Source organism: Luteimonas sp. GW821-FHT14E02 (assembly GCF_058803905.1).
Genome location: NZ_JBXAPK010000001.1, coordinates 438220 through 453124, shown reverse-complemented (window position 1 = coordinate 453124; position 14905 = coordinate 438220). Strand labels below are relative to the sequence as shown.

Annotated in this window: 14 protein-coding genes; 3 read left to right on the top strand and 11 right to left on the bottom strand. The window is 60.6% G+C overall.

What is annotated here, in order from left to right:
* Positions 1–30: 30 nt before the first annotated feature.
* The 7 genes from AC1RNP_RS01905 to AC1RNP_RS01875 form a co-directional block, all read right to left on the bottom strand.
* The gene (locus AC1RNP_RS01905) at positions 31–453 is read right to left on the bottom strand and encodes a DUF4279 domain-containing protein (RefSeq protein WP_493049523.1); all 423 of its coding nucleotides are present in this window, start codon (positions 451–453) and stop codon (positions 31–33) included.
* Complete coding sequence (locus tag AC1RNP_RS01900) at positions 450–2957, bottom strand: RHS repeat domain-containing protein (RefSeq protein ID WP_493049522.1); 2508 nt, start codon at positions 2955–2957, stop codon at positions 450–452. The genes AC1RNP_RS01905 and AC1RNP_RS01900 overlap by 4 nt, the downstream gene beginning before the upstream one ends.
* 86 nt (positions 2958–3043) lie before the next feature.
* A complete protein-coding gene (locus AC1RNP_RS01895) occupies positions 3044–4114 on the bottom strand; it encodes an RHS repeat domain-containing protein (protein ID WP_493049521.1) in 1071 nt (356 codons plus the stop codon).
* Between the two features lie 1903 nt (positions 4115–6017).
* The gene (locus AC1RNP_RS01890; protein ID WP_493049519.1) at positions 6018–6905 is read right to left on the bottom strand and encodes a DUF2167 domain-containing protein; all 888 of its coding nucleotides are present in this window, start codon (positions 6903–6905) and stop codon (positions 6018–6020) included.
* Positions 6906–6988: 83 nt separating this feature from the next.
* Positions 6989–7939: a 2-dehydropantoate 2-reductase gene (gene panE / locus AC1RNP_RS01885; protein WP_493049789.1), complete on the bottom strand. Its 951-nt coding sequence runs from the start codon at positions 7937–7939 to the stop codon at positions 6989–6991.
* A 13-nt stretch (positions 7940–7952) separates the two neighbouring features.
* Positions 7953–8765: an ABC transporter permease gene (locus tag AC1RNP_RS01880; RefSeq protein ID WP_493049518.1), complete on the bottom strand. Its 813-nt coding sequence runs from the start codon at positions 8763–8765 to the stop codon at positions 7953–7955.
* A complete protein-coding gene (locus AC1RNP_RS01875) occupies positions 8762–9736 on the bottom strand; it encodes an ABC transporter ATP-binding protein (protein ID WP_493049517.1) in 975 nt (324 codons plus the stop codon). The genes AC1RNP_RS01880 and AC1RNP_RS01875 overlap by 4 nt, the downstream gene beginning before the upstream one ends.
* 275 nt (positions 9737–10011) lie before the next feature.
* On the opposite strand from AC1RNP_RS01875, the gene AC1RNP_RS01870 reads away from it, so the two are divergent.
* Positions 10012–10773 carry an FAD-binding oxidoreductase gene (locus AC1RNP_RS01870; protein ID WP_493049516.1) on the top strand — a complete coding sequence of 254 codons (762 nt, stop codon included), beginning with the start codon at positions 10012–10014 and terminating at the stop codon, positions 10771–10773.
* A gap of 244 nt (positions 10774–11017) precedes the next feature.
* Here the strand turns inward: AC1RNP_RS01870 and AC1RNP_RS01865 are convergent, their stop codons facing one another.
* A complete protein-coding gene (locus tag AC1RNP_RS01865; RefSeq protein ID WP_493049515.1) occupies positions 11018–11305 on the bottom strand; it encodes a hypothetical protein in 288 nt (95 codons plus the stop codon).
* A 102-nt stretch (positions 11306–11407) separates the two neighbouring features.
* Here AC1RNP_RS01865 and AC1RNP_RS01860 point away from each other — a divergent pair, with 102 nt between their 5' ends.
* A complete protein-coding gene (locus AC1RNP_RS01860; protein ID WP_493049514.1) occupies positions 11408–11980 on the top strand; it encodes a hypothetical protein in 573 nt (190 codons plus the stop codon).
* 56 nt (positions 11981–12036) lie between these two features.
* Complete coding sequence (locus tag AC1RNP_RS01855; RefSeq protein WP_493049513.1) at positions 12037–12432, top strand: GFA family protein; 396 nt, start codon at positions 12037–12039, stop codon at positions 12430–12432.
* A 21-nt stretch (positions 12433–12453) separates the two neighbouring features.
* Here AC1RNP_RS01855 and AC1RNP_RS01850 read toward each other — a convergent pair whose 3' ends face one another.
* The 3 genes from AC1RNP_RS01850 to AC1RNP_RS01840 form a co-directional block, all read right to left on the bottom strand.
* A complete protein-coding gene (locus AC1RNP_RS01850) occupies positions 12454–13107 on the bottom strand; it encodes a glutathione S-transferase family protein (protein ID WP_493049512.1) in 654 nt (217 codons plus the stop codon).
* Positions 13108–13292: 185 nt separating this feature from the next.
* A complete protein-coding gene (locus AC1RNP_RS01845) occupies positions 13293–14531 on the bottom strand; it encodes a DUF6895 family protein (RefSeq protein WP_493049511.1) in 1239 nt (412 codons plus the stop codon).
* Between the two features lie 53 nt (positions 14532–14584).
* A complete protein-coding gene (locus AC1RNP_RS01840) occupies positions 14585–14833 on the bottom strand; it encodes a hypothetical protein (protein WP_493049509.1) in 249 nt (82 codons plus the stop codon).
* Between the last annotated feature and the right edge of the window lie 72 nt (positions 14834–14905).

Below are 14905 nucleotides of genomic sequence, written 5' to 3'. Positions count from 1 at the left end.
ATTTTGAAGAATTATACTCATTTAAGAGAGCTATTCCCGCACAACGGCAACGGTAAATTGCACTGCAAGATTTAACTCTCTAACAGCAGCGATACTCTCCACATCAAGGTAAAATTCGCTCGTCCCCCCCCCATCCTCATCAGCATCTACCGCGATGAAAACATCTATGTAAGCCTCTTCAACATCAGACAGACCTCGCGATATAACCCTACTATTGCTTAATCTTGACGCAATATCTTTAAGCGTGGCCGATATATCTCCCTCTGCTTGAATAGACATAGCCCACATTCCTGTCTTCTCAACAACCTCCTTACCAGAGGATGTTAGCCATCTATCTCCTTTCTTATGATACTGACTCGGGGCAATGCCCAGCTGCCTTGTTAATTCTTCAGGATTTAGATTGTCTCCCTTGAGATACACTGAAATCCGACTTATGACATTCAAATTACTCATTTTGATTTCACTTCATCTAAGTTGCCGACAACTTCGCCAGCAGGGTTCACAACGTCACCTGTATCTGGATTGACTCCGTAGTTTTCTTTGCCTCGACCACCACCCTGCCCTTTCTCGCTTTGTTTAATGCCATGGAACCTACCGCGTCCTTCCTTAGCCCCAACTCCATTTCGACGCCCCCACTCTTCCGCTCCTTTATCGCCGGGCCAATAGCTTGGAGGTAAAGCACTGGACCTCATCCCACATGGCCCGCCCCCTGGCATTTCACATGGAGATGCGCCCAACTCTGTAGGCCATACTAGTAATAATGGCAACAACACCCTACTCGCAATCAATTCAGGCCAGGGAACAGGAAGGGGAACTGGTCGCAGAGGCGTCATAGGTCGGGGAGCGGGGCGTGGAGCAGTTACTGGAACAGGCGGTAATGTTGTTGTCGGGGGCAATGCAACAGACCCAGCAGTCGCTGTAACTATTACTGGCGCTAGTTCTATAGGAAGATCTTCCTCTGCCGTTTCTCGCCCATCTGGATCCGTAAATCTATAAGGATTATTATTGGCATACCAATACCGATTAAAGTTGGTTCCTGTTACCGAGTCTGCCGTGACTGGATCAACCGAGAGGAACCGTCCGATATTGGGATCGTAGTACCGCTGCTGCATGTAGTTCAGCCCAGTGCTCGCATCCAGCGTATGCCCGGTATAGCCCGGCCCATCCTCCAGCGGCCGATTCAGCACCTGCCCGAACGGCTCGTATTCGCTCCTCTCGAGGATGGCGCGATTCTGATCCGTCTCCGCCACCGGACTGCCCAGCGCATCGGTGTGCTGGTATTTCGTCGTGGTGGTGCTGGTCGTGGTGTTCAGCTCTCTGAGCGCGACAAGACTGCCGCCGAGATAGATCGACTCCACCCGCTTGTTGTTACGGTAGTCGTAGCTGGTCAGCAGCTGCCCCGACTGGCTGTACATCTGATAGCTGCACGCTGCGGACGTGCAGCTGAGCACGCGCCGGCCCTGGCCGTCGTAGGCGTACCACTCCTTGCCCGGCACCTTGCGCAGTCGGTTGCCGTAGTCGAACTCGAAAGCCTGGCCGTTCTTGTTCGCCAGGTTGCCCTGCACGTCGTAACCCAGGCCGATCACCGTGCTGCCGGCGCAGCCTTCGCCATTAAAGTTGTTCTTGACGTTCGCCAGCCGCCAGTTGGCGTCGTAGCAGTACGCCAGGAGCCGTGCCTTGGTACCACCGATGACCACGCCGGTCAGGTTGTCGAGGCCGTCGTAGCTGTACAGGGCCACATGGTTCGCGGCATCGGTGCCGTACATCGGCGAGTCGACCTTGGTCAGCCGGTCCAGCTCGTCGTAGGTCATCGTGCGATTGCCGCGGTTGCCCGACAGGCCATCGCTGATCGCCGCCACGTTGCCGTTCTGGTCGTAGTCGTAGCTGTCGTCCAGGAACTTGCTGGTGCCGTAGTCGTCCAGGCTGCGGTCAGGCAGGTGGCGCAAGTTCTGCGTCAGCGTGTGCTTGATGCCGTTGCCGTAGGTGAACTGGGCAATCGCGCCGTTGGGGTAGTAGCTCACGCCGGTGGCGTAGGTGCCCGCCTGCGTCGGCTGGCCCAGGGCGTTGGGGGCGTAGTCGATCGACAGGCCGCTCGGGTAGGTCTGGATCTTCAGGGATCCGTTGGCGTCATAGCCGTAGCCGGCGCCCCACACCGAGGTGCCGCCCAGGTGGTTCAGGCTCTCGCCGGTCAACAGACGCCGCCGGTTGTAGGCATAGCTGGTGAGTGTCGGGTTGGCGACGTTCGGGTTCGTCACCGCGATCGAGGCCGGCAGGCCATCCGGGAAGTACGTCCAGGTCTGGTTGCCCTTGGTATCTGGGAAGTTCAGTGTCTTCAGGCGATTGCGCGCGTCGTACGTGCGCGTGACCTTGCGCGCGGCGATGCTGGCATCCGTGTCCTGGCAGCTGGTAGTGCTGGTGAGGTTGAGACCCGCCGCGCTCCAGTCCAGGTTGCCGGCGCCGTCGTAGTGCATCACTGTCGCCCCGGTCTCCGGTTCGATGGTTTTGCACAGCTCCTGCGCGGCGTTGTAGACGTAGCTGCGCGTCTGCGATAGCGGCGGTGGCACCAGGAACACGCCCGAGTTGTTGATCGTCAGGTTCGAGCCGCCGGTCTGGGAGATGCCGTGGACGTAGATCTTCTTGTTCGAGTGCTGGGTACGGATCGCATCGCTGATCGGGATCGAGAAGCGGTACGCGGTGCCGGAGGTCCCGCAACGAGTCGCGACCGCCGCTTCGCTGGCATTGCTGGCGGTGGTGATGGCGATGCCCGTGCCGGTGCCGGCTGGACCGCCGACATACACGTGCACGTCGATCGAGGCGATCACGCCGGTATCGCAGGCCCAGCCGTTGATCCGGTACTGGGTGCCCGACAGCACCACGCCGTCGATGTTGCCGATCACCTGGGCCCAGGCCGGCGCGCCTGTCAGCAACAAAGCCAGCAGCAGGAAGAAGCGCTTCATGGACAATCCTTGAAAGAAGGCACGGGGCCGCTGGCTCGCGTCCGAGGGACTCAAGGTCTGATGAGAGTCGTGCATGGCGGCGCCCCTTATTGATCCGGACCGGAGCGCGTGACCTGCAGCGGTTTGCCGTAGGCATCGCGCGGGATCGTGGTGCGCACGCCCTTGGGCTGATCGATCGCCACTGGCAGCTCGGTCGTGGGCTGGTCCCAGGCCATGTAGGTGGTGGTGGTCTTCTGGCCGCGCGGGTTGGTGACCCGGGTCTGGAAGCCGCTCAGGTACTCGGTGGTCGTGGTCAGCACGCCGAGTTCGGAGTCCTGCTTGACCGTGGTCGGACGATCCAGCGCGTCGTAGCTGGTCGTGGTGCCCTTGAGCGTCGTGTCGGTGTAGTTGGCCTGTCCGTTGGTGTTCATCGGATAGGACTGGAACACCAGCCGGCCCTGCGTGTCGTAGCGCTTGACGACCTCCGACATCGTGCCGGCGGTATTGCCCAGATCCACGCTCTGCTCGACCACCGGGCGCCACAGCGCATCGAAGATGGCTACCTTCCGGCCCTGGCCGGTGAGAGTCGTCTGCCGCCAATGGCCGGCGGGCATGCCGTAGGCCGCCGGATAGCCGTCATCGAAGGTGATCGAGGTCGAAGCCCAGGCCGAGGTGTCGCAGACGCCGGACTGGGTCTCCGAGGGGTAGGTGATCAGATTGATCCGGCCCATGGCGTCGTAGCCGTAGCAGGTCTTGGCGCCGGTCTCGTCGGTGACCGACTGGATCCAGCCGTTGTCGTCGACCACGGCCGACTCGGTGGCGCCGCTCGGGCTCTCGGGGGTGACCGGGTGCTTGATCGACTGCGGGGTGCCGCGCTTCCAGCTCGACAGGGTCGTGACGTTGTTGTTGCCGTCCTTCACCGTCGCCACCGTGCCGTCGGGGTTGTAGGTCAGGGTCTGCTTGAGCTTGCCGAAGGCGTAGCTGCGCAGCGGCAGCGCGGTCGTGGCGTCGTAGTCGGTCTGGGACATGACGTCGCCATCGCAGACGCTGCTGGCCGGCACCGAGGCCGTGCACGTCACCGATTTGACCTGGCCCAGCACCCACTTGGACAGGTTGTCCGAATAGGCTGTCGCCTCGGTGCGGCTGTAGCCCAACGAACTCGACTTGGTCACACTCAAGGGGCGGGCTAAAGAGTCGAAAGTCCCAACACTATGATTAAATGTAATGCCGTCCTGCTGAAACGAAGAAATTTGCACAGGGCGGCGTTTAAAGAATAATGGGTTTCCGTACATATCAGGAAGCCCGCTTCCTTTCGGGATATCACCATAGTTGTCTGGAAATGGATGTCCATTTAGCGTTTGAATATAAGAGATATTGCCTGATAAGTAGGCAACGCCATCCTTTTCTATAGTTTTTGACAGCAGTCTGCCTTGATTATTGCGATAATCGTTTCCAAAATTATATTTTTCAGCAACTCCGTTCGGCAGCGATACTTTTGTTATTGTATGGTCATCGCACGCCGCGCCTTGATTACACTGAAAGTCAAAAGACCAACTAGAGTCATATTCATAACTCCAAATCATTGCTGGAAGTCCAAGACCAGTTACTCGTTTTGTTTTTAATGATGCAACTCCATACACAGTTGGAACTCCAGTTACAACTGGAGTGGATCCAGCGGCTAACTCGCAACGACCAGGGGCATTGTTAACACCATGAAACATTGGACGAAAATCAAACTCCCCTTTTACGCCGGATGGATGCGTCATGACCTCCTTAAATAGGGGGAGGAATGCTGGATCAACTTCTTGATCTTCTCGGGGCTGACCCAAATTGCGTATACCTGCCTCACACTTTCCTTTCCAGTCATAACCATACCCGAAAAGCGTCAAGCCACTGCCACCTCCCCACTGACTAGCGTCCAGCTGCTTAGGATAAAAAATCCATTTTGAATTATCTGGAAGAGTAACAGAGCGCAAATATGGAAGTGCCGTGTTGTTTTCTCCAGTACGGTCATTGTCGTAAAGCCATGCTCTAGATCCTGATGTTATCTTTGATATTAATCCATCACTATATGTAACATCTATTCTAGCCCCGTCGCTGGAGACTATATTTTTTAACATAGCAGGATTAGATGTATCATAAGAATAAGTAATCGTGTTGCCGAAACGATCTGAAACTTTAGTGGCAAAAATATAATAATAGGACAATGGCCACGCCAGCTCTGGGGAACCTCCCAATATTGCGTTTGGGCGAAAATCTGGCGCATCAATTTCCACGATCCAATCGAAATAATAAACAACGCCATTAGGGAGCAACGCAGTGAACCCCTCCCCAGGGCCATTTTTAAGCGTGGCTATACAGCCTATTCTCCACTCAGACTTAGTCGACCCAAAATAGACTTTCCCATCCGAAGGTGTAGGCTGACCGGAGTTTTTTTGCAGAACAATCTCGCTACCACTGGCAGGAATATAAATTTCAACTCCATGCCAATAATTATGCGCATTTAGCTTGTATGGATAATAATTTGCTCCAACGGAAGGCAGATTTTCTTTTGGCGCATACTTTCCCGCGCTGCATCGCCTTGTTCCTGCCCCATCAACATTCCATCCATCCCTAGTGTCATATGTGCCCACCATATATGGCACATTAATCCCCCAATCCAAGAAGCCTGGCGGTGCAGGGACCGCCCTTGAGTATGGGCTTATGGTTTTCTTTATCCTTCCAAATATAAGATCGAGGCCATAGTTTGTTTTTATTACGGCATCATTTTGAATGAATGTCACGACTCCATCTTGGAGATTTATTTTTTCCCCGAACAAATCATTGTCCAATGATACAAAATTCCTAGATTTTTCAACCTCTTCATCATAAGAAAGGTGTGAACTAAAAGCCTGTGCGCTTACAAGGCTCGGCTTAATCACACTAAATATAATTAACGCAAATAAACTCGCATGAGTTTTCCATGGAGTTTTATTTCGAAGAGAATTTTTCATAATCATCGATCTCTTTGTTCTTGCTTTTCTGTTCATAAATGTACGAGTACTCCAACCGCTTCCAGTTGGACGTGTTTTTATGAGTAATCTAAGAAGTTGTTTTATCGCGGGTGAAGAATCCTAGGATCTTCTTACCGAACGCCACAATCACCAGCACCAGCGGGATCAGCAGCTTCTTCAGGCTTAGCAGCAGCACGCCAATCTTGGCGAGCAGGCCGGTTTTCGCGGCCAGGCCACCGCCGATCAGCGCCGCGATGCCGTAAGCGGCGACCTTGTCGGTGGACGCATCGTAATCGGCGTAGCGCGCGCCCTGATCGAACTCGGTCATCGGCAACAGCTGCTGCATGCCCGCCTGCACCGTCGGCAACTGGGACATCCCGCCCACCGCGTTGAGGCTGAGATAGCCGCGGCGCCCAAGCACACGGATGTCGTAGTTGAGCGTGTGCTGCTCGGAGCCCGCGAAATTCAGTTCCTTGGCCCAGATCAGCTTCTTGTTGGCGCTGTCGTAGCGCGGCGGCTCCGCCCAGCCGACGAGGTCGACGGTTTCGTAGCCGGCCTTCTTGCGCTCGGCGTTCTCTTCCTCCGTGCCTGCCTTCATGTCTTTCAGCAGTTCGTCGTAGTCGGTCTTGGCGGCGTCCTCGTCGGAGACGTAGCCGTCGTCGGAGTACGTCACCACCACCGCCCACGAGTCGTCGCTGGCGAGCGGTTGCGCGGTCGGCACCACCAGGCCGAGCACGGTATCGTCAGGCGGATTGCCCCACAGCTCTTCCAGCACCTTGCGGGCGTCGGCCTTGTCGAGATAGCGGAAGGCCGAGTCGAGTTTGAAATGCGCTTCGGCTTCCGGCACGGCGATCTCGCCGCTGCGGAATTGCAACCCATCGACGAAAGCTTTCAGCTTGGCTTCGCCATCGTCTTGGGCGAACGCGGTTGAAGTCACGGCCAGCAGGATGCCGACCGATAGCCATTTTGCGAACATGAGTGTGCCCCTTTCCTTGTGGACGTCCCCACGTCCTGTGATCAGTTTGCAACCGTGACGGGGTTCGCGCAAGCGCTTCGGCGTCAGGGTTTCGCCGGTTCTTCGCGCCGGGATTCGTAGCTCTGCAAGTGGATCCAGGCGGCGCCAAGCAGCGGTGCGTCGAGGCCGGCCGCGCGAGCGCGGTGCAGCATGTCGCCGACGATGTGTGCGGCTTCCACCGGTTGCCCGGATTCGAGATCGCGCAGCATCGAGGCGGTGAGCGGTGAGCCTGCCTGGGTCAGGGTGTCGCGGGCGGCAACCACGGTCTGTGCTGGCACCGGCTGCCCGGCGGCTTCAGCCACGGCGAGGCATTCGCGATGGAGGGCGTCCATGAATGCGGTGCCGCCCTCGCTGGCGACGATGCGGCCGACACTGGCACGCATCAGGCAGGTGCCGGCGGCGAGCGTGGCGAGGAAGCTGAACTTGTTCCACAACTCCTGCGCGATGCGCGGGCTGTGCAGGTGGTCGATTCCCGCCTGCGCGCACAGCGCGTCGAGCGCTTGCAGCTGCGAGGTCCCCACGCCCGGCGTGCGTTCGCCGAACGTGATCGAGGCCAGCCTGGCCAGATGCAAGACCTCGCCTCCCGGACCTTTCATCGCACTGATGACGCACAGCCCACCAAGTACGCGATCCGCGCCGAAGCAGGCATCGAGCGCGTCGTAATGGCGCAGGCCGTTGAGGATCGGCAGCACGGCCGTGTCCGGGCCGATGGCGGGCGCGATGGCCTCGATCGAGCTGTCGAGGTCGTAGGCCTTGCAGCTCAGCAGCACCAGATCGAACGGTCGGCGTGCCGCCAGCGACGGCAGTTCGTCCGCCGTTGTGTAAGCGACGCGGATGTCGGCATCGCCGAGCGGGCTGCGGATGCGCAGGCCATCGCGTTGCAATTGCGCCGCGCGCGCCGGCCGCACCAGGAAGGTCACGTCGGCGCCGGATTGCGCGAGACGTCCGCCGAAATAACCGCCGGTACCGCCCGCACCGAGGACGAGGATGCGCAATCCCGACATCACATCAGCTGCGCAGGCCGACGCCGCGCTTGAGCAGCCACAAGCCGAGCGCGGTCAGCGCGACGACGAAGCCCAGCATCAACGCATACGCCACCCACAGCGGCACGTCGGACACACCGAGCAGGCCGTAACGGAACGCGTTGACCATGTAGAAGATCGGATTGGCGTGGGTGAGCGTCTCGGCCCAGCCCGGCAGCAGCTTCACCGAATAGAACACGCCGCCGAGATACGTGAGCGGGGTGAGGATGAAGATCGGCACGATCGCCACGTCGTCGAATTTCTTCGCGTACACGGCGTTGACGAAGCCGGCCAGCGAGAAGATCGTCGCGCCCAACACCACCGTGCTCAGCGTCACCAGCGGATGCGGCAGGCGCACGTGGGTGAAGAACATGGCGATGCACAGCACGATCACGCCCACCATCAGACCGCGCAGCACCGCGCCGGTAACGTAGCCGCCGAGGATCACCCAGCTCGGCATCGGGCTGACCAGCAGTTCCTCGACGTGGCGTCCGAACTTGGCCCCGAAGAAACTGGAGGAGATGTTGCCGTAGCTGTTCTGGATCACGCTCATCATCACCAGGCCCGGGACGATGAAATCCATGTAGCGGATGCCGTCCATGGTGCCGACGCGCGAGCCGATCAGGCCGCCGAAGATGAGGAAGTACAGCGTCATCGTGATCGCCGGCGGCACCAGGGTCTGGCCCCAGATGCGCAGGATGCGTACCACTTCGCGGCGCACGATGGTGACGAAGGCCACCCAGTTGCGGCGGGCGACACTGGTCTGCGCGGCGGTTGCGGGCAGGGTTTGCGTACTCATGCGGCCTTCCCCTGCTGCTGCGCGGCGCCGTTCTGTCCGGTCAGGCGCACGAACAATTCTTCCAGGCGATTGGACTTGGTGCGCATCGAACGCACGCGGATACCGGCCTCGTTCAACGCCGCGAACACACGGTTGAGGTCCATCGCGCGCGGCATGTCGAGATCGAGCGTGTGGTCGTCGGTGGCGAGCAGCGTGGCGCCTTCGATGTGCGGCAGCGTCGGCGGCAGCATGCCGTCGATGTCGAACAGGAAGCCTTCGACGTCGAGCTTGGCGAGCAGCGCGCGCATCGGCCCCTGCTCGACGATCACGCCGCGATCGATGATCGCCAGATGCCGGCACAGGTTCTCGGCTTCTTCCAGATAGTGCGTGGTGAGGATGATGGTGGTGCCGGCGGCGTTGATCTCGCGCAGCGTGCTCCACATGCCGCGGCGGATCTCGATATCGACGCCGGCGGTGGGTTCGTCGAGGATCAGCAGCCTCGGCCGCGTCATCATGGCGCGGGCGATCATCAGGCGCCGCTTCATGCCGCCCGAGAGTGTGCGCGCCATGGTGCGGGCCTTGTCCCACAGCTGCGCACGCTTGAGCTCCTCCTCCGCGCGCACGATCGCCTCCGCGCGCGGGATGCCGTAGAACCCGGCGTAGTTGACCAGGATGTCGAAGGGCTTCTCGAACATGTTGAAGTTCAGCTCCTGCGGCACCAGTCCGATCAGGCGCATCGCGGCATCGCGCTGCGCGTGCAGGTCGACGCCGAACAGGCTGACATCGCCGGAAGTCTTGTTCACCAGCGAGGAGACGATGCCGATCAGGGTGCTCTTGCCGGCGCCGTTGGGGCCGAGCAGGGCGAAGAAGTCTCCGGGCTGCACGTCCAGCGACACGCCTTTCAGGGCCTGTACGCCGGTGTCGTAGGTCTTGCGCAGATCGCGGATGGCCAGCGCGGGCGCGCCGGGCACGGGTTGCGGGGATGGGGTCATGCTGGGTTCGTTGGCGTCTGCGGGGTGGGTCGCGTCGGGCTGTGCGTGCAATCGGAGCGTGTGCAATTCGGGCGTCGTGCGGGACGAGGCCCGCCGCGCCGGCGGCTTGGAGAGCGTGGAGGCCTGGGCCGGCGGAACGGTGTAATGCCACGATCGCAGCGGCGGAGCCGTTATTATAGGCGCCCTACGGGCCACGGCCCGGTAACGAACCGTTCCAGGGCTTTGAGCACATCTCAAGCCAGCCGAGCGATTTCCTCCGTACTGACAGGTCCTAGGTGCCCGTTCACTTCCCGCTGAAACTCGTCGGCCGCCGCATGCTGGCGCCGACCGTCGCCCACCTCTCCTTCGTCCGCGACGACGGGCAGCCGCTGGATTTCGTGCCCGGCCAGTTCGTGCAGGTGCATTTCAGCTATGCCGACGGCACCGGCACCAAGCGCAGCTACTCGCTGGCGACGATCCATGATCACGCCCTCGGCCCGGGCGACATCGTCGAGATCGCGGTGAGCTACGTCTCCGGCGGCGCCGCCACGGCGCTGTTCGAAGGCCTGCGGGATGGCGACCAGCTGCAGGCCAGCGGCCCCTACGGCCGGTTCTGCCTGCAGCCGGCCGACGCCAACCGGCGTTACCTGCTGATTGCCACCGGCACCGGCGTCACGCCCTATCGCGCGATGCTGCCGCTGCTGGAGCGGCAGATGGCCGAACGCGGCATCGAAGCCGTGCTGCTGCAAGGCGCGCGCACGCCGCAGGAATTGCTGTACGGCGATGAGTTCCGTGCCTTCGCCGCGCGCCATCCCGGTTTCCGCTACGTGCCGTGCCTGTCGCGCGAATTGCCCGAACCCGGCTCGCCGCATGCGCACCCCGACGTGCGCCATGGCTATGTGCAGCAGTTCCTCGACGAATTCGCCCCGCGCGCCGAGGGTGACATCGCTTATCTGTGCGGCAATCCGGATATGGTCGACGCCTGTTTCGAGGCGTTGAAGGGGCATGGGTTGCCGGTGCCGCAGATTCGGCGGGAGAAGTACGTCAGTAGCAAGTGAGCGTGGATGCCGGATGGATGCCTTGTCGCAGACCGCGTTGTTTTCGCCTGCGGACTTGCCTCGCAGCGCGCAGGGTTCCGTTCGATAGAAACGGATATGCCAGACAACCCCCTCAAGGTCCCATTCTCATGGGCCGAGAAATATCAGCCTAAGCCCCAGCTTTTGCAGTAAAAACCCTGATTGACGGCTAATCGCGGGGATGCCCAGAATCCGGGCCATATCCCTCTTGGGGGTCTAATTTTAGTTAGGTGCGCGCATGGGGATTGACGTTCTTTGGAGAGACGAGCGCGGACAGATCCTGGCTGCCGTCGAGGACCCGGAGATGCTGCTCAGCAGGCTTAGCAACCTGTTCTTTAGGCAAACAGGTAGCACCTGCCTTCGCTTCATAGATCCCGCGGGAGACGCTTGCTTCAACCAGCATCAGATTCCTGTCCTGCTCAGTGAGTTGCGCCACATCCTCCCGTCGGTATCTCATATGCGGACAGCCGAGCACCTCCAAAAGGTAGTTCGGCTCATTGAGGACTCGGGCCAAGCACACACCTACGTGTGGTTTATGGGCGACTAGCCGCGCACCTAGCAATTCATCCAAGCCGAAGCCGCTTCGCGGGGCGACTCAATTCAGGCGTTGAGCTGTATGGCCACAGATTTCGCATACGCGGCATTCTTTTTCCCGGTGCTAATTTGCATTGGCACCCTTATCGTCCTGGCCATAGGAGCACCCGCCGATAGGCAAGCCTTTGTTGGCCTAGGGCGCGTGCGCCTGGCGCGCGGTTATCTTGGGGCGCTGTTCGCAACTTTCATTTGCACCGCCATAGCAGCAACGCAACTAGGTTTTAACAAAGTCTCTCTTGGCCATATTACGTCTGGGGAGCTTCGCCACTTGCTTCCCGGTTATATGCTTTACTTCTTCGTATTGGCGGTCCCTTTCGTTCTAGTCGCTCTTACCGTCATTGGACTACCTGCACTGGCCGTGCTGCGCAAGCTCAACGCCATGACAACAGTTTGGATTGCTTGCGTTGCACTTGCCTTTTCTCTTGTTATTGGCACATGGACTTTGCTCAGTCCATATAACCTGTGGTGTTCCAGCCACTTGATTAAATGCGGGGTAGAGTCTGTCCTTTCAACGGCTATGTTCGCCACTCCTGTTGCAATCGGATTTGCGCTTTCCGCTAAGATTCCGTTTAGGCACCACGCAGATGCAGCCTAACAATTCGCTGAAGCGAAGCCGCTTCGCGGGTCGACTTAATTCAGATGTAAGACGCCATGACTCACCATCTCGCATCGTGCAGCTGCGGAAAACTCACCCTCAGCGCCCAAGGGGATCCCGTCCGCATCTCGATCTGCCATTGCCTCGCATGCCAAAAGCGCACCGGCAGCGTGTTCGGCGCCCAAGCCAGATTCCCCGCCGACGCAGTGACTATCCGGGGTGAGAGCACGGAGTATGTCCGGGTCGGCGACGAAGGCAGCGTGGCCCGGTTCCACTTTTGCCCGACGTGCGGTGCAACGGTCTTCTATCAGTTGGGTGCGATGCCGAACATCGTGGCAGTTCCCGTCGGTGTTTTCACCGACCCAAATTTTCCACCGCCCCGGATATCGGTTTATGAGGAGCGCATGCATCGCTGGGTGGGTCTTCCTCAAGACATCGAGCACATCGATTGAGTTGCCCAGCGGTCGTCGCCATCAACCGGCTTGCAGCTTGGCGGCATTGATCGCCCATTGAGCGGCGAAAGCACGCTGGTATGCAGGCCGCGCTTCGCCTCGGGCGACATAGGCGGCCAGGCTCGGAAATTCGTCCAGGATGCCCGACGGTCTCAGCCTGAGCAGCACCGACACCATCATCAGATCACCCGCGCTGAACCCGCCGTCGAGCCAGTCGGCGCCACCCAGACGGGCCGAAAGCTGGACCAGCCGATGGCGAATGCGTTCTTCGACCAGGGGCAGACGTTCCTTGGCCCAGGGCTTGTCGCCTTCCTGGAACTTGACGATGACGAGGTCGAGGATCGGTGGTTCCACGGTATTGAGCGCGGCGAACATCCAAGTGATGGCGCGCGCCCGCGCATTGGCGTCGTCCGGCAACAGGCCCGGGTGGTTTTGGGCGAGATGAAAGACGATCGCGCCCGTTTCGAACAGGACGAGATCGCCTTCCTCGTAGGTGGGAATCTGGCCGAAGGGATGCAGGCGCAGGTGCGCGGGTTCCTTCATCGCGCGGAACGAAACGAGGCGGACCTCGTAGGGTTGTCCGACTTCTTCCAGCGCCCAGCGCACGCGCGTATCGCGCGCCAGTCCCTTGCCGCCGTCGGGCGAGCGTTCAAAGGCGGTAATGGTGATGGTCATCGCGACGTGCTCCTGGTGAAAGCCGGTTGCGGGAGATCGGCTCAGACGGCCTGATTGCCCGCTTTCACCATGACGACGAACGGCCGGATGCGAATTCGACACATGCCGGAAAATCTTCGTATGAACGCGTGTCTTCCGGCGCGCGGGCTCGCGTTCGGCCCGAAGCGAACGTTCGCAATTGGCCGTCAGGCGCCGCCGCGCGCGGCCACCACCGGGGCCAGCGTTTCCAGCCAGCGCATCGCATGGCGCAGGCAGGCTGTCGTGCGCATGCGGCGTAGCTGAGCGGCGACGCCGGCCGTCACCGTCCACGCATCGCGACGCACGAATCCGAGCACGATGCGCCAATCCTCGCTGGCCGGCCGCACGCAGGCCTGCGGCGACAGCGCATCGCGCAGGCTGCCGCCGTAGCAGGTCGCGAGCGCGTCGTCGAAAGCCTCCGCCAGCAGCGCGCCGAGACGTTCGCGCGATTCCTCGATGCCGAGCACCGCCGTCGGATCACCACGCCCGGCCGGCATGTCGGTGGCGAGCACGGCCGTCGCGCGTGACCACGACACCGCACGCCGCTCAAGCTCGCTGTCCAGCAATGCCGCGACCAGCAGCGGGTGATAGCGCTGGAAGAAACGTGGCGCCGCGCCATGCGGCGCGGGCAGGTCTTCCCACGCCGAAAGATGTCCGTGCTGGTCCGCGCAGGCGCGCAGCACCGCATTCGCGGTTCGAATCGCGGCAGTGGCGGGCATGTCGGTGAACAGCGCGCACAACAGCAGTTCGGCCAGCAGATCGAGATCGCGCCGCCACAGGCACCACCACAGTCCGGTTTCCAGTGTGTCGTGGATGTCCGCCGCGGCATAGTCGCGCGGCAATGGATTTTGACCGAAGTCGGTGAGGTAGAAGATGGCGTGCGTCAGTGCGTAGCCGTCGTCGACCGTCAGCAGCGGCAGAAATGGGGAACGCGCCAACCAATGCAGCGGCTGCGGCCCCGGTTCGCCACCCGACAAGCCTTCGCCAAAGGCGACTTCCAGTGCCTGATAAGGACTGCGCTCGCAATGCGCACCCAACCCTGAGGCGTGGACGGCGGAAGCGGCGATGCGGAATCCCGGTATGTCGTATCCGAGCGCGGCCAGGAATCCATCGCCGAGCGCGAGCATCGGCAATCGCGACGGCTGCCACAGCATCCCTTCGAAGACGGCATCACCGCGCAGGCGCGTCTCGGCCCACTCCAACAGCGGCTCGGCCTGCGAGCGCACGCGCGCCCACGCCGGGGCATTGCGCGCCACGCCCCAGCACAGCAGGGCGATCTCGCACGCGGCCTTGTCGGCGGCGCGCTCTCCCGGCGCGCATTCGCGCAACGAGGGAAGGTTCGCATGCAGATACGAAAACACCGCATCGACGCAGAACGTGCCGCGCAGCTTCGCCGTGCCTGGCATGGACAGGACGGACCGCGTTGGCCCGTCCTGCATCGCGACGTTCGATCGCATGCTCAACCTTGCCGCTGTGCGCCGATTTCGTTGCGGACCAGTTCCTTCAGCGCGGCGCGGTCGAATTCTTCAAAGCGGCGCGGTCCTGGCCAGCGCCGGATGATCCAGCCGTTGCCGCACCAGAAGTCCCACGGATCCAGTCCGGACAGCGCCCCACCCTTGACCATCGAGGCGAGGGTGACGTCGAGATTGAGCAGCTTGCCCTCGACGAGGTTCTGCACGTTGTGTTCGAGATCATTGTTCCTGGGCATGTGCCTACTCCTTGCGATAAAGGTCCGCTCTCGATCGAGGCGATCGCGCGGGGAAGAGAGCCGTCCCTGGCA

Coding starts and splice junctions, on each gene's coding strand:
- AC1RNP_RS01850 (WP_493049512.1), bottom strand. CDS start 13,107: ATGACCATCACCATTACCGCCTTTGAACGCTCGCCCGACGGCGGCAAG.
- AC1RNP_RS01900 (WP_493049522.1), bottom strand. CDS start 2,957: ATGAAGCGCTTCTTCCTGCTGCTGGCTTTGTTGCTGACAGGCGCGCCG.
- AC1RNP_RS01860 (WP_493049514.1), top strand. CDS start 11,408: ATGGCCACAGATTTCGCATACGCGGCATTCTTTTTCCCGGTGCTAATT.
- AC1RNP_RS01840 (WP_493049509.1), bottom strand. CDS start 14,833: ATGCCCAGGAACAATGATCTCGAACACAACGTGCAGAACCTCGTCGAG.
- AC1RNP_RS01855 (WP_493049513.1), top strand. CDS start 12,037: ATGACTCACCATCTCGCATCGTGCAGCTGCGGAAAACTCACCCTCAGC.
- AC1RNP_RS01875 (WP_493049517.1), bottom strand. CDS start 9,736: ATGACCCCATCCCCGCAACCCGTGCCCGGCGCGCCCGCGCTGGCCATC.
- AC1RNP_RS01880 (WP_493049518.1), bottom strand. CDS start 8,765: ATGAGTACGCAAACCCTGCCCGCAACCGCCGCGCAGACCAGTGTCGCC.
- AC1RNP_RS01845 (WP_493049511.1), bottom strand. CDS start 14,531: ATGCCAGGCACGGCGAAGCTGCGCGGCACGTTCTGCGTCGATGCGGTG.
- AC1RNP_RS01905 (WP_493049523.1), bottom strand. CDS start 453: ATGAGTAATTTGAATGTCATAAGTCGGATTTCAGTGTATCTCAAGGGA.
- AC1RNP_RS01890 (WP_493049519.1), bottom strand. CDS start 6,905: ATGTTCGCAAAATGGCTATCGGTCGGCATCCTGCTGGCCGTGACTTCA.